Origin of the sequence: Micromonospora sp. NPDC049101 (genome assembly GCF_040648675.1) — a bacterium.
Classification (GTDB): Bacteria; Actinomycetota; Actinomycetes; order Mycobacteriales; family Micromonosporaceae; genus Micromonospora.
The window spans coordinates 60220-79624 of record NZ_JBEZED010000019.1 but is presented as its reverse complement, the minus strand read 5'-3'; the positions used below and the strand labels follow the sequence as shown (position 1 = coordinate 79624).

At 72.2% G+C, this 19405-nt stretch carries 20 protein-coding genes; 11 read left to right on the top strand and 9 right to left on the bottom strand.

The genetic code is table 11. The features are described from left to right. Positions 1-4: 4 nt before the first annotated feature. Positions 5-265: a hypothetical protein gene (locus AB0B57_RS24560; RefSeq protein WP_030504016.1), complete on the bottom strand. Its 261-nt coding sequence runs from the start codon at positions 263-265 to the stop codon at positions 5-7. A gap of 152 nt (positions 266-417) precedes the next feature. Continuing rightward, the gene (locus AB0B57_RS24555) at positions 418-798 is read right to left on the bottom strand and encodes a hypothetical protein (RefSeq protein ID WP_357074157.1); all 381 of its coding nucleotides are present in this window, start codon (positions 796-798) and stop codon (positions 418-420) included. Positions 799-938: 140 nt separating this feature from the next. Between AB0B57_RS24555 and AB0B57_RS24550 the strand changes: the two genes are divergently transcribed. Both AB0B57_RS24550 and AB0B57_RS24545 read left to right on the top strand, forming a co-directional pair. Continuing rightward, positions 939-3497 carry an ATP-dependent Clp protease ATP-binding subunit gene (locus AB0B57_RS24550; protein ID WP_357074153.1) on the top strand — a complete coding sequence of 853 codons (2559 nt, stop codon included), beginning with the start codon at positions 939-941 and terminating at the stop codon, positions 3495-3497. A 185-nt stretch (positions 3498-3682) separates the two neighbouring features. Continuing rightward, complete coding sequence (locus AB0B57_RS24545; RefSeq protein ID WP_357074149.1) at positions 3683-4033, top strand: DUF3140 domain-containing protein; 351 nt, start codon at positions 3683-3685, stop codon at positions 4031-4033. 54 nt (positions 4034-4087) lie between these two features. Here the strand turns inward: AB0B57_RS24545 and AB0B57_RS24540 are convergent, their stop codons facing one another. The 3 genes from AB0B57_RS24540 to AB0B57_RS24530 form a co-directional block, all read right to left on the bottom strand. Next, a complete protein-coding gene (locus AB0B57_RS24540) occupies positions 4088-4333 on the bottom strand; it encodes a hypothetical protein (protein WP_357074146.1) in 246 nt (81 codons plus the stop codon). A gap of 57 nt (positions 4334-4390) precedes the next feature. Further along, entirely contained in the window at positions 4391-5371 is a 981-nt protein-coding gene (locus tag AB0B57_RS24535; RefSeq protein WP_357074143.1) for a LysR family transcriptional regulator, read from the bottom strand. An 87-nt stretch (positions 5372-5458) separates the two neighbouring features. Beyond that, the gene (locus tag AB0B57_RS24530) at positions 5459-6067 is read right to left on the bottom strand and encodes a hemerythrin domain-containing protein (RefSeq protein ID WP_357074140.1); all 609 of its coding nucleotides are present in this window, start codon (positions 6065-6067) and stop codon (positions 5459-5461) included. A 216-nt stretch (positions 6068-6283) separates the two neighbouring features. Between AB0B57_RS24530 and AB0B57_RS24525 the strand changes: the two genes are divergently transcribed. Together AB0B57_RS24525 and AB0B57_RS24520 are read left to right on the top strand one after the other, a co-directional pair. Further along, on the top strand, positions 6284-7612 hold the full coding sequence (locus tag AB0B57_RS24525; RefSeq protein ID WP_357074137.1) for a M20/M25/M40 family metallo-hydrolase: 1329 nt from the start codon (positions 6284-6286) through the stop codon (positions 7610-7612). Positions 7613-7657: 45 nt separating this feature from the next. After that, the gene (locus AB0B57_RS24520) at positions 7658-8320 is read left to right on the top strand and encodes a hypothetical protein (RefSeq protein ID WP_357074134.1); all 663 of its coding nucleotides are present in this window, start codon (positions 7658-7660) and stop codon (positions 8318-8320) included. 52 nt (positions 8321-8372) lie between these two features. Here the strand turns inward: AB0B57_RS24520 and AB0B57_RS24515 are convergent, their stop codons facing one another. Continuing rightward, entirely contained in the window at positions 8373-8564 is a 192-nt protein-coding gene (locus AB0B57_RS24515) for a DUF5703 family protein (RefSeq protein ID WP_013734349.1), read from the bottom strand. Positions 8565-8810: 246 nt separating this feature from the next. On the opposite strand from AB0B57_RS24515, the gene AB0B57_RS24510 reads away from it, so the two are divergent. Beyond that, positions 8811-9719: a hypothetical protein gene (locus tag AB0B57_RS24510; RefSeq protein WP_357074131.1), complete on the top strand. Its 909-nt coding sequence runs from the start codon at positions 8811-8813 to the stop codon at positions 9717-9719. A 130-nt stretch (positions 9720-9849) separates the two neighbouring features. On the opposite strand, the gene AB0B57_RS24505 is transcribed toward AB0B57_RS24510, so the two are convergent. After that, on the bottom strand, positions 9850-10821 hold the full coding sequence (locus AB0B57_RS24505; protein ID WP_357074128.1) for an aldo/keto reductase: 972 nt from the start codon (positions 10819-10821) through the stop codon (positions 9850-9852). A gap of 186 nt (positions 10822-11007) precedes the next feature. Here AB0B57_RS24505 and AB0B57_RS24500 point away from each other — a divergent pair, with 186 nt between their 5' ends. The 6 genes from AB0B57_RS24500 (at position 11008) to mshC (ending at position 16755) form a co-directional block, all read left to right on the top strand. Further along, on the top strand, positions 11008-12060 hold the full coding sequence (locus AB0B57_RS24500) for an LLM class F420-dependent oxidoreductase (RefSeq protein ID WP_357074125.1): 1053 nt from the start codon (positions 11008-11010) through the stop codon (positions 12058-12060). Beyond that, the gene (locus AB0B57_RS24495) at positions 12057-12893 is read left to right on the top strand and encodes an undecaprenyl-diphosphate phosphatase (protein WP_357074122.1); all 837 of its coding nucleotides are present in this window, start codon (positions 12057-12059) and stop codon (positions 12891-12893) included. The genes AB0B57_RS24500 and AB0B57_RS24495 overlap by 4 nt, the downstream gene beginning before the upstream one ends. 265 nt (positions 12894-13158) lie before the next feature. Further along, positions 13159-13872, top strand: coding sequence for a histidine phosphatase family protein (locus AB0B57_RS24490; RefSeq protein WP_357074119.1), 714 nt, complete (start codon positions 13159-13161; stop codon positions 13870-13872). 172 nt (positions 13873-14044) lie between these two features. Beyond that, positions 14045-14635, top strand: coding sequence for a DUF3090 domain-containing protein (locus AB0B57_RS24485; RefSeq protein ID WP_357074116.1), 591 nt, complete (start codon positions 14045-14047; stop codon positions 14633-14635). Continuing rightward, positions 14632-15450 carry an SCO1664 family protein gene (locus tag AB0B57_RS24480; RefSeq protein WP_357074113.1) on the top strand — a complete coding sequence of 273 codons (819 nt, stop codon included), beginning with the start codon at positions 14632-14634 and terminating at the stop codon, positions 15448-15450. The genes AB0B57_RS24485 and AB0B57_RS24480 overlap by 4 nt, the downstream gene beginning before the upstream one ends. A gap of 66 nt (positions 15451-15516) precedes the next feature. Further along, on the top strand, positions 15517-16755 hold the full coding sequence (gene mshC, locus AB0B57_RS24475) for a cysteine--1-D-myo-inosityl 2-amino-2-deoxy-alpha-D-glucopyranoside ligase (protein WP_357074111.1): 1239 nt from the start codon (positions 15517-15519) through the stop codon (positions 16753-16755). Between the two features lie 115 nt (positions 16756-16870). Here mshC and AB0B57_RS24470 read toward each other — a convergent pair whose 3' ends face one another. After that, complete coding sequence (locus tag AB0B57_RS24470) at positions 16871-18043, bottom strand: acetylhydrolase (protein ID WP_357074108.1); 1173 nt, start codon at positions 18041-18043, stop codon at positions 16871-16873. A 458-nt stretch (positions 18044-18501) separates the two neighbouring features. Continuing rightward, a complete protein-coding gene (locus AB0B57_RS24465; RefSeq protein WP_357074388.1) occupies positions 18502-19293 on the bottom strand; it encodes a GntR family transcriptional regulator in 792 nt (263 codons plus the stop codon). Positions 19294-19405 lie beyond the last annotated feature (112 nt).

The window sequence follows — 19405 nt, the reverse complement described above, 5'->3', positions numbered from 1 at the left end:
CGGCCTACAGGGTCGCGACGTAGAGCTGCGCCTGCTCGACCGCGACAAGTGTCGCGGCGAGACACTCCTCCAGCTCCTGGCTGGCCTGCGTCAGCGACGCCTGGGCCGCCTCCACGGTCTCGTGCCCGCTGCCCTCCAGCGCACCGGCGAGGGTCTGCTGCGCCTCGGCCAGTTTCTCGCCGGCGGCCTGCACGGCTGTCTGCCCGTCACCGATCTGTTGGAGGGCGACATCGATGGCAGCCTTCAGCTCGGCGACGCTCGCCACGGCGGAACCTCCTGGGGGCGGGGAGATCTCCATTAGAGCCTATCGGCCGCGCCGAAAGAACATCCGCCCTGTCGGTGTTCCTGCCCACCTGTCCGGTAGGGGCCCTGAAGTGCCGGGAGTCCGTTCTGTGGGACTCCCGGTGCGAGAACTTCTCAATTATCGCGCAGCCAGCGGGGCCCGTACACCTCCGCGCCCAGGGCGGTGACCCGCTCGCGCAGCTCCCGGTCCGCGGTGACCACCAGCCGGCGCCGCCGCGGGGCGCCCGCGACCAGGTCGACCACGCTGTCGTCGCCGGAACCCGGTGCGGAGACCACCCGGACACCGTCGGTGCCCGGCACGTCCCGCGCGGCCCCCTCGACCACGAGCACCACCTCCACCGGCGCGGGCAGTCGTTCCGGCAGCCCGATGGTCGCCACCGGGGCGAGCGAGTCGCGCAGACGGGCCGCCGCCCCGGCACGGTCACGCCACCACCCGTTCGGGCGGGAGCCCACCACGTTGGCGCCATCCACGATCAGCAGCGGGGTCTCATCCATCCCGTCAGCCTGCCACCAACGGCCGGCCCCAGCCCGACGCCACTCCCGGAATGCCGGTGCTCCGCCTCCCGCGGCGTTTGTCGGGGCGCGCGCCGGGTAGCCCCTGCCGACCGTGCCGCGCCCTACTGCGGAGGACAGACATGATGGGACCCGGTGACACCGGCTCCGACCCGTGGGACGAATTCCTGGCCAGATACTTCGGTCGGGGCGAGGGAGGACGCCGACCGCCGCACCGGGTCGACATCACCCGACTGATGACCGCCGACGCCCGGGAGATGCTGGCCGACGCGGCCCGGCGGGCCGCGCAACGCCACAGCAGCGACCTGGACACCGACCACCTGCTCTGGGCGGCGCTGCAACGCGAACAGCTCCGTGACCTGGTACGCCGGGCCGGAGCCGACCCGGACACCCTGCTCAACGCCCTCGGCGGGAAGGGCGACGGCGCACCGCGCGGCGAGGTGCCGCCCAACCTGTCGTTGACCCCGGCCGCCAAGCGGGCGCTGCTCGACGCCCACCAGCTGTCCCGGGCGATGGGCGCCAACTACATCGGCCCCGAGCACATCCTGATGGCGTTGCCGCTCAACCCGGAGTCGCCGGCCGGTCGGATGCTGGCCGCCGGTCGGATCCAACCCGAGTCGTTGCAGGCCGCCAACGCCGAGCGCGGGCCGATGACCGGGCCCAAGCCGGATCGCGGCACGCCCACCCTGGACCAGTACGGCCAGGACCTCACCGAGTTGGCGCGGATGGACCAGATCGACCCGGTGATCGGGCGGGCCGACGAGATCGAGCAGGCCGTGGAGATCCTGTCCCGGCGTACCAAGAACAACCCGGTGCTGATCGGCGAGGCCGGCGTCGGCAAGACCGCCATCGTCGAGGGGTTGGCCGAACGGATCTGCGACGGCGACGTGCCGCAGACCCTGCTCGGCAAACGGGTCGTCCAACTCGACCTGGCCGGCCTGGTCGCCGGTACCCGCTACCGGGGCGACTTCGAGGAACGGCTGAAGAAGGTGATCGACGAGATCCGGGCGCACCGGGACGAGCTGATCATCTTCATGGACGAGATCCACACCCTGGTCGGGGCGGGTGGCGCCGGCAGTGAGGGCGGAATGGACGCGTCCAACATGCTCAAACCCGCCCTCGCTCGCGGCGAGCTGCGGGTTATCGGCGCGACGACGCTCGACGAGTACCGCAAGAGCATCGAGAAGGACGCCGCGCTGGCCCGGCGATTCCAACCGGTGCTGGTGCCCGAGCCCAGCGTCGACGACACCATCGCCATCCTGCGCGGGCTGCGCGACAGGTACGAGGCCCACCACCAGGTGCGCTTCACCGACGAGGCGTTGGTCGCCGCCGCCGAACTGTCCGACCGGTACGTCACCGACCGGTTCCTGCCGGACAAGGCCATCGACCTCATCGACCAGGCCGGCGCGCGGGTGCGGTTGCGGACCCGCACGCCCGCCGCGGACGTGCGGGAGTTGGAGCAGGAGCTCGACGAGGTACGCCGGGACAAGGAACAGGCCGTCACCGACGAGCAGTACGAGCGCGCGTCCGCCCTGCGCGACCGGATCTCCGAGCTGGAGGAGAACGTCCGCCGCGCGAACGGCGAGGACGGCTCGTCCGGATCCCAGGTGCCCGAGGTGGGCCCGCAGGAGATCGCCGAGGTGGTCTCCCGGTCCACCGGCATCCCGGTCAGCCAGCTCACCGAGGAGGAACGGGACCGGCTGCTGCGCCTGGAGGGGCAACTGCACCAGAAGGTGGTCGGCCAGGACGACGCGGTCTCCGCGGTCGCCGAGGCCGTCCGTCGCTCCCGGGCCGGACTGGCCGACCCGGAGCGGCCGATGGGCAGTTTCCTGTTCCTCGGCCCGACCGGCGTCGGCAAGACCGAGTTGGCCCGTGCCCTGGCCGAGGCGCTGTTCGGCGAGGCGGACCGGATGGTCCGGGTGGACATGAGCGAGTTCCAGGAACGGCACACGGTCAGCCGGCTGGTCGGCGCCCCGCCCGGGTACGTCGGCTACGAGGAGGCCGGCCAGCTCACCGAGGCGGTGCGTCGCCGCCCGTACGCGGTGGTGCTGCTCGACGAGATCGAGAAGGCCCACCCGGACGTGTTCAACATCCTGCTCCAGGTGCTCGACGACGGGCGGCTGACCGACAGCCAGGGCCGCACGGTGAACTTCAAGAACACCGTACTGATCATGACGAGCAACCTCGGCTCGGAGCTGATCACCGGCGCCCAGCGCTCGGTCGGCTTCGGCAGCGGGGCCGTGGGCAGCGAGCAGGAGAACGACGAACTGCGTGAACGGTTGATGCGCCGGCTACAGGAGAACTTCCGCCCGGAGTTCCTCAACCGCATCGACGAGGTCATCATCTTCCGCCGGCTGGAGGCCGAGCAGTTGCGCGACATCACCGCGCTGCTGCTGGAGGACACCCGCCGCCGCATGCACGCCCAGGACCTGCAGGTGGAGTTCACCACCGCCGGCATCGACTGGCTCGCCGAGCACGGCTACCAACCGGAGTTCGGTGCCCGTCCGCTGCGTCGGGTCATCCAGCGGGAGGTGGACAACCACCTGTCCCGCATGCTGCTGGAATCGGCGATCTCACCGGGACAGAAGGTCACCGTGGACGTCCGCGACGGCGCGCTCACCTTCGACGTGACCGCGGGTGAGCGGGGGTACACCGCCGCCACCACGACGCACCCGCGATGAGCGGGCCGGCGCGACGAGGGGAAACCGAGGACCCGCACGAGCCCGCGGGACACCGGGACGAGGACGACCACCCCGACCCGATCCTGGCGCCGCCCACCGCGAACCCCCGCCGGACGCGGGTGCCCGCGGAGGGCCTGCATCCGAAGACCGACCAGGACGAACCACCGCCTGCGAGAGGAGACCCGATGGTACGCGAAGCGCGGCTCGACCCCGAGGTGGAAGTGCTCTGGGAAGACTTCCACGCCGAGGTCAACGTCCCGTCGGAGCAGCTGCGGACGTGGTTGCTGACCCGCGGCTCCGGGGAGGAGTCGTTCGGCCCGAACCCGACCCTCGACCTGCCCCAGCCGGGCCGGGAGATCCTCAAGGTGCTGAACAAGCGCAAGGTCGACCTCACCCCGGAGGACATCGAGGTGATGCGGGAGGCGGTCGAACGGATCCGCGAGCTGATGGACGCCAAACCGTCGCGCGGCAACGCCGACGACACCTGGCGGCACTCGCTGCTCGACCTGGGGCACGACCCGCTCGTCGAACGCTGATCGAGCCGTACGACGGTGCCGTCCCCCGCGCGGGGGACGGCACCGTCGCGCCGGCTACTGACCCTGGTCCGGTTCCAGGCTGGCGATGGTCAGCCCCGCCGCGTCGGCGGCGGCGTCCCGTTCGGAGCGGGTCTGGTCCTCCCGGGTGAGCAGGTTGGCGTACTCGGTGACGGCCGCCGGGTCGGGCACCTCCGGCAGGCGGCGCAGGAACGCCTCCACCGCACGGGTGGCGGCGGTGTGCGCGGCAGCCGCCTCGCGGAGCAGTTCGCGGTCGTCGGCGGGCGGGTAGAGGTCGGTCATGTCCGCCAGATACCCGGCCAACGGCGGTTCGCACCGCCACCGGCCGGGAATACCCGCTCAGACCGGTCGGATCCCGCTGGGTTGCCGCACACCGAACCCGGGATTGCTCAGCAGCCAGGACAGGTATTCCGGATGCGGGGCCAGCGAGTCGACGTACGCCGCCTTGGCCGTCTCCAACACCAGATCGGCGCCCTGGGCGGCGGGGGAGTCCGGGTGCCAGCCGAGCAGGAGCCGCCAGCGCAGCGGTGTGCCGGCGATCCGGCGGGTCACCAGCCCGGCCACCGGACGGAACGTCGCCTGGCACAGCGCCACCCCCACCCCGGCGTCCACCAGGTCGACACAGCCGCGGATGTCGGTCTCGTACACCTTGCGGGGGGTGAAGCCGGCGCGGGCGCAGGCGGCGGCGAAGCAGTCGCCGAAGCAGCCGTCGCCCGGGGCGGCCACCCACTGTTCGTGGCGCAGGTCCGCCAGACGCACCTCGTCGTGTGCCGCGAGGGGATGCGTCTCGGGCAGCAGCACCAACACCGGGTCGATGGCCACCTCCTGCCAGCTCAACCCGAACCCGCCCGACGGGCTGGCGTCGCCGCACACCCCGGTGAGCGCGAAGTCCAGTCGGCCGCCGGCCACCAACTGCGCCAACTCGTCCACCGACCAGGAGGCGAACGTGGTGATCTGGGCGGGCGGCTGCGCGGCGGCCAACCGGTGCACCATCCGGCCCAGGATCGGGCTGTTCACCCCACCGAAGCGGTAACACGGCGGGGCGTCGCCAGCCCCGGCCAGGCGGGCGGCCTCGTCCTGCAAACCCTTCATGGCGGGCAGCAGCACCCGGGCCCGGGCCAGCACCAGCTCACCGAGCGCGGTGGGCCGGGCACCCCGCCGGTCCCGGTCGAACAGCGGGCCGCCCAGTGTCCGCTCGATGCGCTGGAGCTGGGCGGTCAGCGCCGGCTGGGCCAGGCCGAGCGCCGACGCCGCCTTCGTCACACTCCCCGTCTCCGCGATCGCGCAGACCACCCGCAGGTGACGCAGCTCCAGGTTCATACCGTGACGGTAGGACTACGCGTCAGTCGGCGGAATAGCCCGAGTGGATCGGTGATAATGAATGCACTTAGGGATCGCCGTCGCCCCTCACTCCCGAGGCGCCTGCGGCAGGTCCGCCAGGTACGTCGGCCGGCGGGTCACCGCGTCGAGCACCTTGTCCACCACCCCGACCGCCGGCTCGACGATCCGGTTCCACGGAGGGGTGGCCGGAGTGCCCGGGTGCGGTCGGGTCGGTGCCGCCTCCTCGGCGATCTCCAGCCGATTGCCGAGCCGGATCAGCTCCTCCTCGGTCGCGACCGCGCGCAGCTCGCTGACGAGCGCGCCCACCCCGTCGACGTGGTGGCGGACCCGCTCGGCGACCTCGGTCAACGCCTCGTCGGTCAGGCCCTTCAGGGCGCCGAGCAGGCTGGCGTCGGCGCTGATCTCGGCGTCCACCCGCTCGGCGGCGTCCGGCAGCGCGGCGCGTACCGCCGGCAGCAGATACTGCTCCTCGGCGGACAGGTGCCGCGACAGCGCGGCGGTGAGCACCGCCAGTCCCTCCTGCCCGGTGGCGTCCGGGCCGCTCAGCTGGTCCAGCAGCGCCAGCAGTTGACGGTGCTCCCGGTCGACGATGTCGGCGACATTGCGGCCACCGGGTCGGTAGCCCTCCTCGGGCGCGGGTGCGGGCGGCAGCGGCGGCAGGGGAACGGCGGACATGGTGCCCTCCTCGACTGGCGGGCGGAAGCTCCGGCAGGGGACGTACGGTCGTGGGCGGCGGTACCCGAACCCGGGGTCGGCGAAACCGGGCCCGTCGATGCGCCGGTCCGGGAAGGCCGGCGGGTCGAGGTCGTCAGCACCGGTGCGCCGGCGGGTCGGGGTCGTCCGCACCGGTGCGCCGGACGGTCGGCCGGCGCCGACTGGTATGAAGAGGCGATGACGAGCGATGCGGCCTCCGCCCGACCCGACCCCACCGCAGAGGTCGTGGACCTCTGCCGCGACCTGCTGCGCATCGACACCACCAACACGGGGGACAACGACACGAGCGTCGGCGAACGCCGCGCCGCCGAGTACGTGGCGGAGAAGCTCGCCGAGGTGGGCGTGGAGTCCGTCCTGCACGAGTCCGCACCGGGACGGGCGAACGTGGTGGCCCGCATCCCGGGCGCCGACCCGAGCCGGGGCGCGCTGCTGGTGCACGGCCACCTGGACGTGGTGCCCGCCGACGCCGACGAGTGGTCGGTGCACCCGTTCTCCGGCGAGCTGCGCGACGGCTACCTCTGGGGCCGCGGCGCGATCGACATGAAGGACTTCGACGCGATGGTGCTCGCCGTGGTGCGGCACTGGCAGCGCACCGGCGTGCGACCACCGCGCGACATCGTGCTCGCGTACACCGCCGACGAGGAAGCGGGCAGCGACTACGGCGCGCGCTTCCTGGTGGACAACCACAGTGACCTCTTCGACGGCTGCACCGAGGCGATCGGCGAGGTCGGCGGTTTCTCCTACTCGGTCAACGACAGCCAGCGGCTCTACCTCATCGAGACCGCCGAGAAGGGCATCGACTGGTTGCGGCTGCACGCCAAGGGCCGCCCCGGGCACGGCTCGATGGTGCACGACGACAACGCGGTCACCGCCCTCGCCGAGGCGGTCGCCCGGATCGGCCGGCACCGCTTCCCGGTGGTGGTCACCGACACCGTGCGCGCCTTCCTGGAGGAGGTCTCCGACCTGCTCGGCGTTGAACTGGACCCGGAGGACCCGGAGACGGCCATCGCCAAGCTCGGCCCGATCGCCAACATCATCGGCGCGACCATCCGCAACACCGCCAACCCGACGCGCCTGGGCGCCGGCTACAAGGACAACGTCATCCCCGGCCGGGCCACCGCCACCATCGACTGCCGCAGCCTGCCCGGCCAGTCCGAGCTGCTGGAACGGCAGCTGCGCGAGCTGATCGGCCCGGACATCGCGATCGAGTACATCCAGCGGCAGCCGGCGCTGGAGACCACCTTCGACGGCGACCTGGTCGAGGCCATGTCAGCGGCGCTGCGCGCCGAGGACCCGGGCGCGCGCCCCGTTCCGTACATGCTCTCCGGAGGCACCGACGCCAAGGCGTTCTCGCAGCTCGGCATCCGCTGCTTCGGTTTCGCGCCACTGCGGCTGCCCGCCGACCTGAACTTCTCGGCGTTGTTCCACGGCATCGACGAGCGCGTTCCGGTCGACGGACTACAGTTCGGCGTGCGGGTTCTCGACCGGTTCCTCCGCACCTGCTAGCCGCGCCCGGCGCGCGACCTCCTTAACGTGAAGGGACTGCCCCACATGACCGACCAGCACGGTGAGCTGGACGCCGCACTCGAGCGGGTGATCGAAGCGGCCCGCCACCACCTGGCCGCCGTACGCGCCGCTCAGGGCCGCGTCGACGACGACGACGTCTGGCAGGCGTACGTGGCGTTGAACAACGCCTCCTTCGCGTACGACGAGCGGTTGCTCGACGCCTTCGGCGAGGTGACGCCGTGGGATGTCGACTCGATCGACCCGGACGAGGCCGACGAGCGCTTCGGCGGCCCCGAGGGCTCCGAGGCCAGCGACCCGCACCCCCGGGTGATCTCGGTGCGGCAGCGGCGCGACTACCGGGTGCCGAGCGTCGCCGCGCTGCTGCGGGTGGCCGAGGCGGCCCGCCGCGAGGGCACCCCGGAGGACGACGAGCCGGCACCGGTGGAGGGCGTCGGCGAGGCGGTGCTGGAGCTGCTGCAGAGCGGCGACGGCTCGCTCGGCGCGCTGGACGTCCCCGAGCTGGAGCCCCTCGACGGGGTGGTCATGGTCAGCGAGGTGGGCACCCCCGTCGACCTGGAGTCGTTCGACGATGACGACGCGGTCGGCCCGTTCCAGCCGGCGGCCGACGACCGGCTGGTCGGCCGGCTCGACGAGCACCCGTTCCTGGAGCTCGACGACGACCACGACCACGCCGGGCACCAGCACTAGGTCGGGTCACGCCCGGGGCCCGCTGAGGCCCCGGGCGTTCCCGCCCGTCCTCTCAGTACGACAGGCCCGGCTGGGGCTGGTTGACCCGTCGCCGTCGCAGCACGACCTGCCGGGTGCCGTCCCGGTACAACCGCACCCGGGCCAACTCCCATCCGGAGAACTCCGCCTGGATCGCCAACTGCGCCGCGGCCGTCAACCGGTCGACGTTCGGCGGCAGCCGCAGTGGCGCGTACTCGTAGTCCATGCCACCCATGCTGCCCAGCCCAGCGGCTGTTCGCCACCCCCTCGGGGGTGATCGACGCCGCTGCCCTGGGCGGTTCGTGCCCCGGAGTCCGCGCCCGCGTGTTGTCTCCTGGCCGGAAGCGGCGCCCGAGCCGCCTCTCCGTGCCCGGCGGGGAGCAGATCGTCGACCAGGCGGTACGCGGCGGCCTCGCGTCGATCGGACAGAATGTGTTCGGGCAGCCGTCGGCGGGCCGCCAGGGAGGAACGCGTGATGTCAGGGGAGCGGGGTCGGCTCGGTCGGTTCACCGAGGCGGTGCTCGGCGGCGCGCGGGCCGCCCGGGACCGGGCCCGTGAGCTGCGCGACGAGTTCCGCACCAGCGACGAACCCGAACGTGCCCTGGTCGCGCCCCTGCTGCCCGGGCAGGAGCTGCGCTACGTGGGGCTCGGCCCGGTCCGCGCCCCGGACACCCACAAGGCCGGCCGGCAGCTCGCCGACGTGATGGCCGACGAGTTCGTCGACTCGCTCGACCCGAAGGTGCTGTTCGGGCTGCTCAACATCGTCAACCCGGTGGTCTGGGTGGACGCGGTGCTGGCGCCGGTCCGGCTGGCGGCGGGCGTGCTGCTGCTGCCCGGCAAGGTCGGTGCCCTCGCCGCCGGTGTCCCGGAGGCGACCGAGCCGGCGCCGGGCCCGCCACACCAGCGGGTGCGGCGGGAGCCGATTGCGCTCACCGAGGAGCAGGAGGCGTTCCGCGCCCTGTTCCGGCTCAGCCTGTACCGCCCGCTGGCCGACCAGCTCGCCGAGATCGCCTACCGTCGCCGGTACGTCTTCAGCGGCGACCTCGCCACCCTCGCCGGCAGCCTGCTGCTCTTCCTGGAGCGCTACACGGGCACCCCGCTGGCGGTGACCGACACCCACCTGCACCTGCTGCGGATGGGGCCCCGTCCCGACGCCGACCGTCCCGACCGGCGGCAACCGCGGGTGCTGTGGAGTGTGCCACGCGACCGGGTGGCCCGCATCGACTCGGAGCGCGGCGCGACCGGGCTCGTGCAGCTGACGTCCACAATCGTCTTCGACGACGGCTCGTGGATCCGGCTCACCCAGCCCGCACTGCGCGACGACCAGTCGCGCTTCCTGACCGCGATCCACGACCTCCCCGGACAGCGCCCAACACCCTGAAGCCGCGCCCCCGGGCGAGGAAGATCCGCGCAACATCGGGGTAGTTGCGCGGATTTCGGAACGGGGCGCGGCGTGGGGCTTGGGGCGGGGCCGGATCGGCACGGCTGCCGCCGTGACCTGGTCGCGTCGGTCAGCCGTCGCGTTCGGGGTAGCCGAGCGGCACCGCCGAGACGTCGTCCAGCGCGGTGGTGATCTCCTCGGGCAGGGTGATCCGTTCCACTCCGAGCGCGCCGAGCAGCTGCCCGACCGTCCGTGCGCCGAGGATCGGCGCGGTCACCCCCGGCCGGTCCCGGATCCAGGCCAACGCCACCTCCAGCGGCGACACCCCCAGCCCACCGGCCGCCGTCGCCACCGCCTCGACGATGCTGGAGCAGCGCGGCTCCAGGTACGTCGAGACGAACCGCTCGAAGTGCGGCGACGCGGCTCGGGAATCCGCCGGACGGCCGTGCCGGTACTTGCCGGTGAGGACGCCCCGACCCAACGGTGACCAGGGCAGCAGGCCGAGGCCGAGCGCGTCGCACGCGGGCAGCACCTCCCGCTCGACGCCCCGCTCCAGCAGCGAGTACTCCACCTGGGTGGCGACCACCGGCGCACGGCCCGGCCAGGCGGTCTGCCAGGCGGCGGCCCGCGCGGTCTGCCAGCCGGAGAAGTTCGACACGCCGACGTAGCGGACCTTGCCGCTGGCCACCGCGTGGTCCAGTGCGGCCAGGGTTTCCTCGAGCGGGGTGTCCGGGTCGTACCCGTGCACCTGGAACAGGTCGACGTGGTCGGTGCCGAGCCGACGCAGCGACGCGTCCAACGTCCGCAGCAGGTGCCCCCGGGAGCCGTCGCGGCGTCGGCCGCTGCCCGGACGCAACCCCGCCTTCGTGGCGATCAGCAGCTCGTCGCGGGGCACGAGGGAGCCCAGCAACGAGCCGATCACCGACTCGGCGTCGCCGTCGCCGTACACGTCGGCGGTGTCGATCAGGTTGCCCCCGGCGTCGAGGTAACTCTTCAGCTGGGCGGCCGCGTCGTCGGCGTCGGTGTCCCGGCCCCAGGTCATGGTGCCGAGCGCGAGCCGGGAAACCGCCAGCCCGCTTCGGCCGAGCGGTCGCTGTTGCATGGGTGAACCTTATTTCGAACCTGGCGCTACGGATATCCTCGCTCCCGTATCTTCGCCGGTTCTGCCGGTTCCGCCGCTCTGGGCTGCCCCGATGGAGGGGGGAGCATTCGTGGAGAGCCGGTGATCGAGTCCGTTTTCGGCATTGCGTAACCTGGTGCGACCTGTGCCACGGATGGGGGAGGACCAGTGCGACTCGGGCTCAGTCTCGGATACCAGACAGCGTGGAGCACGCCGGCCGACCATCTGGCCCTGGCCCAGGAGGCGGACCGGCTGGGCTATTCGGTGGTGTGGGCGGCGGAGGCGTACGGCTCCGACTCGCCCAGCATGCTCGCCTGGATGGCCGGCCAGACCGAACGGATCGACGTCGGCGCCGCGGTGATGCAGATCCCCGCCCGTACGCCGGCGGCCACCGCCATGACCGCCGCCACCATCGACGCGCTCTCCGGTGGCCGGTTCCGGCTCGGCCTGGGTGTCTCCGGTCCGCAGGTCTCCGAGGGCTGGCACGGCGTGCGCTTCGCCAAGCCCCTCGCCCGGACCCGCGAGTTCGTCGACATCGTCAAGCTGGCCATCGCCCGCAAGGAGGTGGCCTACGACGGGCAGCACTACACGCTGCCGCTGCCGGACGGCCCCGGCAAGGCCCTGCGGTTGGGCTTCCATCCACCCCGCGAGCACATACCGATCTACCTGGCCGCGGTCGGCCCGAAGAACCTGGAGCTGGCCGGTGAGATCGCCGACGGCTGGCTGGCGGTGTTCTACGCCCCGGAGTTCGCCGATGAGCAGCTCGCGTCGGTCCGCGCCGGCCGGGCCAAGGTCGGCAAGGAACTGGCCGGGTTCGACGTGGTGCCCTCGGTGCCCGTGGTGATCGGCGACGACGTGGCCTCCTGCGCCGAGCTCGTCCGCTGGTACGCCGCGCTGTACGTGGGCGGCATGGGCAGCCGCGAGCAGAACTTCTACAACCAGCTCGCCACCCGGATGGGTTACGGCGACGCCGCCCGCGACGTGCAGGACCTGTACCTGGCCAAGCGGCAGCGTGACGCCGCCGCGGCCGTACCCATGGAGTTCATCGACCGCACCTCCCTGCTCGGCCCGAAGGAGCGCGTCGCCGAGCGGATGCGGGAGTACGCTGCCGCGGGCGTCACCACGCTGTCGGTGACCCTGTTCGTGGCCGACCGGGACAGCGGCGTGCAGACCCTGCGTACCGTCGCGGAGGCATTTGAGCTCTCGGGAGTCGGCGAGTGACCTGGGTTGAGGCCATCGTCCTGGGCATCGTCCAGGGACTGACCGAGTTCCTTCCGGTCAGCTCGTCGGGGCATCTGCGGATCACCTCGGCGATCTTCTTCGACCGGGACGCCGGCGCGTCGTTCACCGCGGTCACCCAGCTCGGCACCGAGGCGGCCGTGCTGATCTACTTCGCCAAGGACATCTGGCGGATCACCCGGACCTGGTTGGTGGGCATCCGGGACACCTCGGTGCGCTCCAGCCTCGACTACCGGATGGGCTGGTACGTGATCGTCGGCTCGATTCCGATCGGGTTGTTCGGTTTCCTGTTCAAGGACCAGATCAAGACCGCCGGGCGCAACCTGTGGGTCGTGGCGACCACGCTCATCGTGTTCGCCTTCGTGCTGGCGTTCGCGGAGTACTGGGGGCGGCAGACCCGCACCCTGGAAAACTTCCGGATGAAGGACGGCATCGTGATGGGCTTCGCCCAGGCCATGGCGCTGGTCCCCGGGGTGTCCCGCTCCGGTGGCACGCTCACCGCCGGCCTGCTGCTCAACCTCACCCGGGAGGCGGCGGCACGGTACTCGTTCCTGCTGGCCATCCCGGCGGTGGTGATGTCCGGCGTGTTCAGCCTGGGGGATGTCTTCGAGCCCTCCGCCCCGGGCACCTCCGTGCCCACGGTGGCCCAGACGATCGTGGCCACCCTCATCGCCTTCGGCATCGGGTACGCGGCCATCGCCTGGCTGCTGCGCTATGTCGCCCACCACACCCTGTACGTCTTCGTGCTGTACCGGGTCGCGCTGGGCACGTTGGTCCTGGCGCTGCTGCTGACCGGTTCGATCGACGCCACCTGACCGACCCGTCGACGGCCCTCGGCCCTGCCTCCGGGTGGGACCGGGGGCCGCGGTCGTCATCCCCGCCCGCCGCCGCCCGCCGCCCGCCAGGCATGATCGACTCGACTTTCTTGACATCGCGCTGTCCGGGACGGTCGGACAGCCCGACTTCCTGAAAACCGAGTCGATCATGAAGCGCGGGCCGGCGGCACCGACCCCCGGCGGCGCGTACCTCAGGTGGTGGCTCGGAGCCCGCGGCCGTCCCGGGTGGGACGCAGGTCATAGGGTGGTCTCCGTGGCGACCCTTCTGCTTCTGCGACACGGCCGGACCACGGCGAACGCCGACGGCGGCCTGGCCGGCCGGCAACCGGTCGAGCTGGACGACACCGGGCGCGCCCAGGCCGCCGCGGCGGGTGAGCGGTTGCGGGCGGTGCCGCTGGCCGCCGTGGTGACCAGCCCGCTGATCCGCTGCCGGCAGACCCTGGAGTTGGCGCTTCCGCAGGCCACCCCGGTCGTCGAGGACGGGTTGATCGAGTGTGACTACGGCAGCTGGGAGGGGCAGCCGCTGAAGAAGCTCGCGAAGGAGCCGCTCTGGCCGGTGGTCCAGCAGCGCCCCAGTGCGGCGGTGTTCCCCGGTGGGGAGGCGATGGCGGAGATGGCCGCGCGGGCGGTCGCGTCGGTGCGCTCGTGGGACGCCCGGGTGAGCGCCGAACACGGGCCCGAGGCGGTGTGGCTGGCCTGCAGCCACGGCGATGTGATCAAGGCCATCGTGGCGGACGCGCTCGGCGTACACCTGGATCTTTTTCAGCGGATCGTGGCCGACCCGGCGTCGGTGACCGCGATCCGGTTCACGCCGCTGCGGCCGTTCCTGGTCCGGCTCAACGACACCGGCGGCGACCTGTCCGCCCTGGTGCCGCCGCCGCGCAAGCGGCGTCGGCGGGCTCCCCGCGCGGCCGACTCGGACGCCGCGGTCGGCGGTGGCGCCGGTGCGTCCTCGTGACGCCGCCGCCGGGCGGCCACCCCGCCGCGACACCCCCGCCTGATCGTGGGCCGGCCGACGGCGGGGTCGCCACGCCCGGTTATTGCCGCTGGTACGCCGGGCGCGCCGCCCTCCGGGCGAAACGGGTCGGTGGGGTGCGCGGTGCCGTGGCGGGCCGGATAGGGTCGTGGGTATGACCCACCAGGTGCACGCCTTCGAACCGCCGGAGCGGTTCGTCGCCGGGACTGTCGGGCCGCCGGGGGAGCGCGCGTTCTTCCTGCAGGCCCGCGGCGGCGGCAGGCTGGTCAGCGTCGCGCTGGAGAAGGTTCAGGTGTCCCTGCTCGCCGAGAAGCTGGAGGAGCTGCTCACCGAGGCGCAACGTCGCTTCGGGGTGGACCTGCCCGAGCTGGCCCCGGTGATCGGCGACAACGAGCCACTGGACACGCCCGTCGACGAGGAGTTCCGGGTCGGGACCCTCGGGCTGGCCTTCGACGTGGACACCGCGACCGTGGTGATCGAGGCGATCGCCGCGGGCGAGGTGGAGCCCGAGGTCGAGTTGGGCGACGAGGATGACGAGGACGCCGACGACGACGATGTCGAGGACGACGAGCCGGACGAGGACCTCGACCGGCTCCGGGTCCGGCTCACCCCGCAGGCGACCCGTCAGTTCATCGAGCGGGCCCGGCGAGTGGTCAACGCGGGTCGGCCTCCGTGCCCGCTCTGCGGCCAACCGTTGGACCCCGCCGGGCACCTCTGCCCGCGGCACAACGGTTATCACCGGTGACCTCGTCCGGCCTCCAGCCTCGCCAGGACGGCGACGCCGCGCTGCGGTTGCTGCGTGACGGCACCCTCGACCTGGAGGGTCGGCTGGTCGACGCGTCGAACACGACGCTGCGCGGCATCCTGACCCTGGACGGGGCCACCGCCCGCTGCGTCTACAAGCCGGTCCGCGGTGAGCGCCCGCTCTGGGACTTCCCCGACGGCACCCTCGCCGGCCGGGAGGTCTCGGCGTACCTGGTCTCCCGGGCCACCGGCTGGGGCCTGGTGCCGCCCACCGTGCTGCGTGACGGCCCGTTCGGCCCCGGCTCCTGCCAGCTCTGGATCGACGAGCCGGAGGACACCGAGCCGCTTGTCGGTTTCGTGCCGGCCGACGAGCTGCCGCCGCGCTGGTTCCCGATCGCCGCGGCCCGCGACGACGACGGCACCGCGTATGCCCTCGCCCACTCCGACGACCCACGGCTGGCCCGTCTCGCCGTGCTCGACGCGGTGATCAACAACGCCGACCGCAAGGGCGGTCACGTGCTGGTCGGTGCCGACGACCGGATCTACGGGGTCGACCACGGGGTGAGTTTCCACGTGGAGGACAAGCTGCGTACGGTGCTGTGGGGTTGGGCCGGCAAGCAGTTGCCCCCGGACGCCGTGGAGATGCTCGACGGGCTCGCCGGGCAGGTCGCCGGGTCGCTCGGCGCGGAGCTGGCCGACCACCTGACGATCAGCGAGGTGACCGAGTTGGCGTCCCGGATCGACAGGTTGCGGGAGACCTGCCGCTTCCCGCAGCCACCGGAGGACTGGCCCGCGGTGCCCTGGCCGCCCATGTGACCCGCTGTCATCTTGATCACCCGTGGGACGCTCCGGCGTCGTGGGTGGGCTGGCTAGGCTGATCCCATGGAGTCTTGGGCGGGACACGAGGTGCCACGGCTGCCGGGCAGGGGCGAGCCGCTGGCGTTGTACGACTCGGCGCGGCAGGGTGTCCACCCGAGTGAGCCGGCCGACGCGGGAAACATGTACGTCTGCGGCATCACCCCGTACGACGCCACCCACCTCGGCCACGCCGCCACCATGATCACGTTCGACCTGGTGCAGCGGATGTGGCGCGACGCCGGCCGTCCGGTGCGCTACGTGCAGAACGTCACAGACATCGACGACCCGCTGCTGGAGCGGGCCGCCCGCGACGGCGAGGACTGGGTGGTCCTGGCGATGCGCGAGACGGCGCTGTTCCGGGAGGACATGGAGGCGCTGCGGATCATCCCGCCGGCGCACTACGTGGGCGCGGTCGAGTCGATCCCGGACATCGCCGACAAGGTCGAGGTGCTGGTCAAGGACGGCGCCGCGTACCGCCTCGACGACGGCACCGGCGACGTCTACTTCGACATCTCCGCCACGCCCCGCTTCGGCTACGAGTCCAACCTGACCCGTGCGCAGATGCTGGAGATCTTCCCGGAGCGCGGCGGCGACCCGGACCGGGCCGGCAAGCGTGACCCCCTGGACCCGCTGCTGTGGCGCGGCGCCCGCGAGGGCGAGCCGTCCTGGCCGGGCGGGGAGTTGGGCGCGGGTCGCCCGGGTTGGCACATCGAGTGCGCGGTGATCGCACTGAACCTGCTCGGTGACCGGATCGACGTGCAGGGCGGCGGCAACGACCTGCTGTTCCCGCACCACGAGGCCTCCGCCGCACACGCCGAGCGGCTCACCGGCCAGGCGCCGTTCGCCGAGCACTACGTGCACGCCGGGATGATCGGCCTCAACGGCGAGAAGATGTCCAAGTCCCGCGGCAACCTGGTCTTCGTGTCCCGGCTGCGCGCCGACAAGGTCGACCCGATGGCGATCCGGCTGGCACTGATCTCCGGGCACTACCGCAGCGACCGCACCTGGACCGACGAGGTGCTCACCACCGCGCAGGAGCGCCTGGCCCGTTGGCGGCAAGCCGCCGCCGCGCCCGCCGGGCCGTCCGGGGTTGAGCTGCTGGCCGAGGTACGCGCACGCCTCGCCGACGACCTGGACACTCCCGGAGCACTGGCGGCGGCCGACCGCTGGGCCGACGCGACCCTCGCCGGCACCGCCGACGACACCGACGCCCCGGCCCTCTTCGCGGACACCGTGGACGCCCTCCTGGGAGTCCGCCTCTAACACCCCACCCCTCGCCGCCCCCGGAAGTGATCGACCCGGTTTTCAGGAAGTCGCGGTGTCCTGCACGGCGCGACCCGCCGATTCCCAGGAAGCCGAGTCGATCACTCCGGGGCCGTCACGGAATGAACGTCACCTCGGGGAAGGACCGGCTCGGGCCGCGCAGCAGATGGCCGCCCCGGTGCCGCAGGTGCCTGTCGAAGAACGCCAGCGGGTACGCCTGCCCGATGCGGACCGCGCGGGAGGGGTCCAGAGTGCCGATCCAGCCGATCAGCTCCTCGTCGCTCATCCCGACGACCCGTGCCAGTTGCGGCATCAGCCACTGGTTGTCGCCGTACGACGAGTGGATCGCCCCCGTGGCGTGGACGTTGAGCCGCCATCCGCGCAGGTGCGTGAAGAAATCGGCGACGGCGGGCTCCGTGGCCCGGGTGTACCCCGCCGTCATCAGCATGAACGGCCGGTACAGGTCGGTGGTGGGCATTGGCTGCGACACCATCGGGCCGTCGATGCTCAGCCCTGCCCGGACCCGCCGGTCGGTGCCCATGGTCAGGGCCGTCGCGGTGCCGCCCTTCGACCAACCGAACATGCCGATCCGGCTCAGGTCGAGGGCGGCGCCCAGCCCCGCCGGTAGCGGCGCGTGGTCGACGTCGGGGTTGCGCCCGGCGGCGAGTTCGGCGATCTGGTCGAGGACGAATCGGGCGTCGCGGGTGTATGTCCACGGGGTGGAATCAAAGTCGTCCTCCCGGACGGTGACTCGACCGTCGGGGAACTCGCCGAACCCGTCGTAGGTGTGGTCCACAGTGACCACCACGTACCCGTGGCTGGCGAGTTCCTGCACCACGATGGTGGTGTCCGAGCGGTGGCTGCCGGCACCGTGCGAGTACAGCACCACCGGCAGCCGCTGGCCCGCGTGCCGCACCGGGGCGCCCTCGCGCCCAGCCGTCAGCGGCGACAGCACGGCGTCGGGTGCGAACCCGGCGGAGTCCAGCAGCATGCGCATCGACGCGGGGGTCATCCAGGGGGCACGCGGGTACCGGCGCACGTCCCGGGCGGGATACCACACGCTGACCATCAGCTCCCGGTGTCGCCCCGGACCGGCCAGCGGATCCGGCCGTGACCTGTCGACCAGGTGCAGCGGCACCGTTCCCACCCGGTACGGCCCGGTCGGCAGGGGCAGAGTGAGCCGGTCCGGGCCGGGGTTGGCCGTGGCCGCCGTGGCGTGGCCGGCAATGCCCAGAGGCACGCCGACCCCGGCCACCAGTGCGGCTCCGACCAGGCCACGGCGCGTCATTCCCCGTCCACCGACAGGCTTCACGGCTGACATCGATCTACCTCCTGAGGTCCTTCGACGCCGGGACCGGAATGCCCGACCATCGATCAATACACCCGCAGTATATACACCGAGGGTATAGACGCAACGATGCCAGCCCGCTCAGCTCAACCAAACGGCCTCACCCCCAGCCCACCTAGCCCACCTCTACCCGTCGATCATGGAGTTGTGGTGCCTGGTACGTGGTGCTAGGCACCTTTCGTGAGGCACCACAACTCCATGATCGACGCGGCGGTCGAGGGAGGACGAGCCCTCGCATCCCGTAGCCCGCCGTCTCCGTGCGGATCTTGCGGTTTCTGTCCCCCGGAAGGGGGCAGAACGGGGCATGGCGGCGACAGTATGTGCAAGAACGGCGGGCCAGGGCGGGGCGGGGCAAGATCGGCGGGGCAGGCCGGGTGGGGCAGGCCGGGCGGGTCGGGTTAGCCCAGGACCAGGCCGGGGTCGGGCTCTGGGTCGGGGGCCGGGCCGGGGATCTTGTATTCCTCGGTGAGGGTGGTCATGGGGCCGGGCCAGGTGGCCTGAGCCACCTCGATCGGCTTGCGGTGCGCGTCGTAGGCGACGTGCAGCAGGTGCAGCACGGGGGTGTCCGGCCGGATCTGGAGGGTCTCGGCCTCCTCCCGGCTGGGTTGGCGGGCGCTGATCGTGTCGGTGGCCGAGATGTAGCGCCGCCCGGTGGCCTCCTCGGCCTCCTGGTAGAGGGGCCGGCCGAACGCCTCGGCGCGCTCCAGCGAGGTGCCTGTCGTGTCGCGGGGCAGGAACCAGGAGGCGCCGACCTCCACGGGGGAGTCGTCGGTGCGGACGAGGTGTCGGCGGCAGAGCAGGTCGGTGCCGTCGGGCACCCCGAACGCGTCGGCGACCTCGGCGGGGGCGGGGGCGCGACCGACCGAGACGAGTTGCTGGCGGTATCGGGCGGCGAGGTCGGTGTGGTAGCCGCGGAAGCCGCCGTACCGGCCTCGGGAGAGGCGGTTGAGTCGGCGGCGGGTGCCCCGGACGAACGTACCGGAGCCGGGTTTGGTGATCAGGATGCCCTCGACCCGCAGCTGGTCGACGGCGCGTTGCACGGTCTGTTTGGCGACGCCGAACATCTCGGCGATGGCCGGGATGGACGGCAGGCGCTCGCCGGGCCCCCAGTCGCCGCGGCGGACCTGGGCCTTGAGCTGCGCGGCGATCTGTCGGTGCGGGAACTCGGCGGCCCCGGGGTTGATCTGCACACCCACCTCCTTGATCACATCTAGGTTCCTAGGATGCCGTAGAGGGTGTGACGGCGCCACCCCGGACACGCGAAAACGGGCCCTCGAACCACGAAAGGTCCGAGGGCCCGCA

Excerpts from the sequence above, each read along its gene's own strand:
- AB0B57_RS24555 (WP_357074157.1), bottom strand. The coding sequence starts at position 798 with ATGGATGAGACCCCGCTGCTGATCGTGGATGGCGCCAACGTGGTGGGC.
- AB0B57_RS24550 (WP_357074153.1), top strand. The coding sequence starts at position 939 with ATGATGGGACCCGGTGACACCGGCTCCGACCCGTGGGACGAATTCCTG.
- AB0B57_RS24545 (WP_357074149.1), top strand. The coding sequence starts at position 3,683 with ATGGTACGCGAAGCGCGGCTCGACCCCGAGGTGGAAGTGCTCTGGGAA.
- AB0B57_RS24540 (WP_357074146.1), bottom strand. The coding sequence starts at position 4,333 with ATGACCGACCTCTACCCGCCCGCCGACGACCGCGAACTGCTCCGCGAG.
- AB0B57_RS24535 (WP_357074143.1), bottom strand. The coding sequence starts at position 5,371 with ATGAACCTGGAGCTGCGTCACCTGCGGGTGGTCTGCGCGATCGCGGAG.
- AB0B57_RS24530 (WP_357074140.1), bottom strand. The coding sequence starts at position 6,067 with ATGTCCGCCGTTCCCCTGCCGCCGCTGCCGCCCGCACCCGCGCCCGAG.
- AB0B57_RS24525 (WP_357074137.1), top strand. The coding sequence starts at position 6,284 with ATGACGAGCGATGCGGCCTCCGCCCGACCCGACCCCACCGCAGAGGTC.
- AB0B57_RS24520 (WP_357074134.1), top strand. The coding sequence starts at position 7,658 with ATGACCGACCAGCACGGTGAGCTGGACGCCGCACTCGAGCGGGTGATC.
- AB0B57_RS24515 (WP_013734349.1), bottom strand. The coding sequence starts at position 8,564 with ATGGACTACGAGTACGCGCCACTGCGGCTGCCGCCGAACGTCGACCGG.
- AB0B57_RS24505 (WP_357074128.1), bottom strand. The coding sequence starts at position 10,821 with ATGCAACAGCGACCGCTCGGCCGAAGCGGGCTGGCGGTTTCCCGGCTC.
- AB0B57_RS24485 (WP_357074116.1), top strand. The coding sequence starts at position 14,045 with ATGACCCACCAGGTGCACGCCTTCGAACCGCCGGAGCGGTTCGTCGCC.
- mshC (WP_357074111.1), top strand. The coding sequence starts at position 15,517 with ATGGAGTCTTGGGCGGGACACGAGGTGCCACGGCTGCCGGGCAGGGGC.
- AB0B57_RS24470 (WP_357074108.1), bottom strand. The coding sequence starts at position 18,043 with ATGACGCGCCGTGGCCTGGTCGGAGCCGCACTGGTGGCCGGGGTCGGC.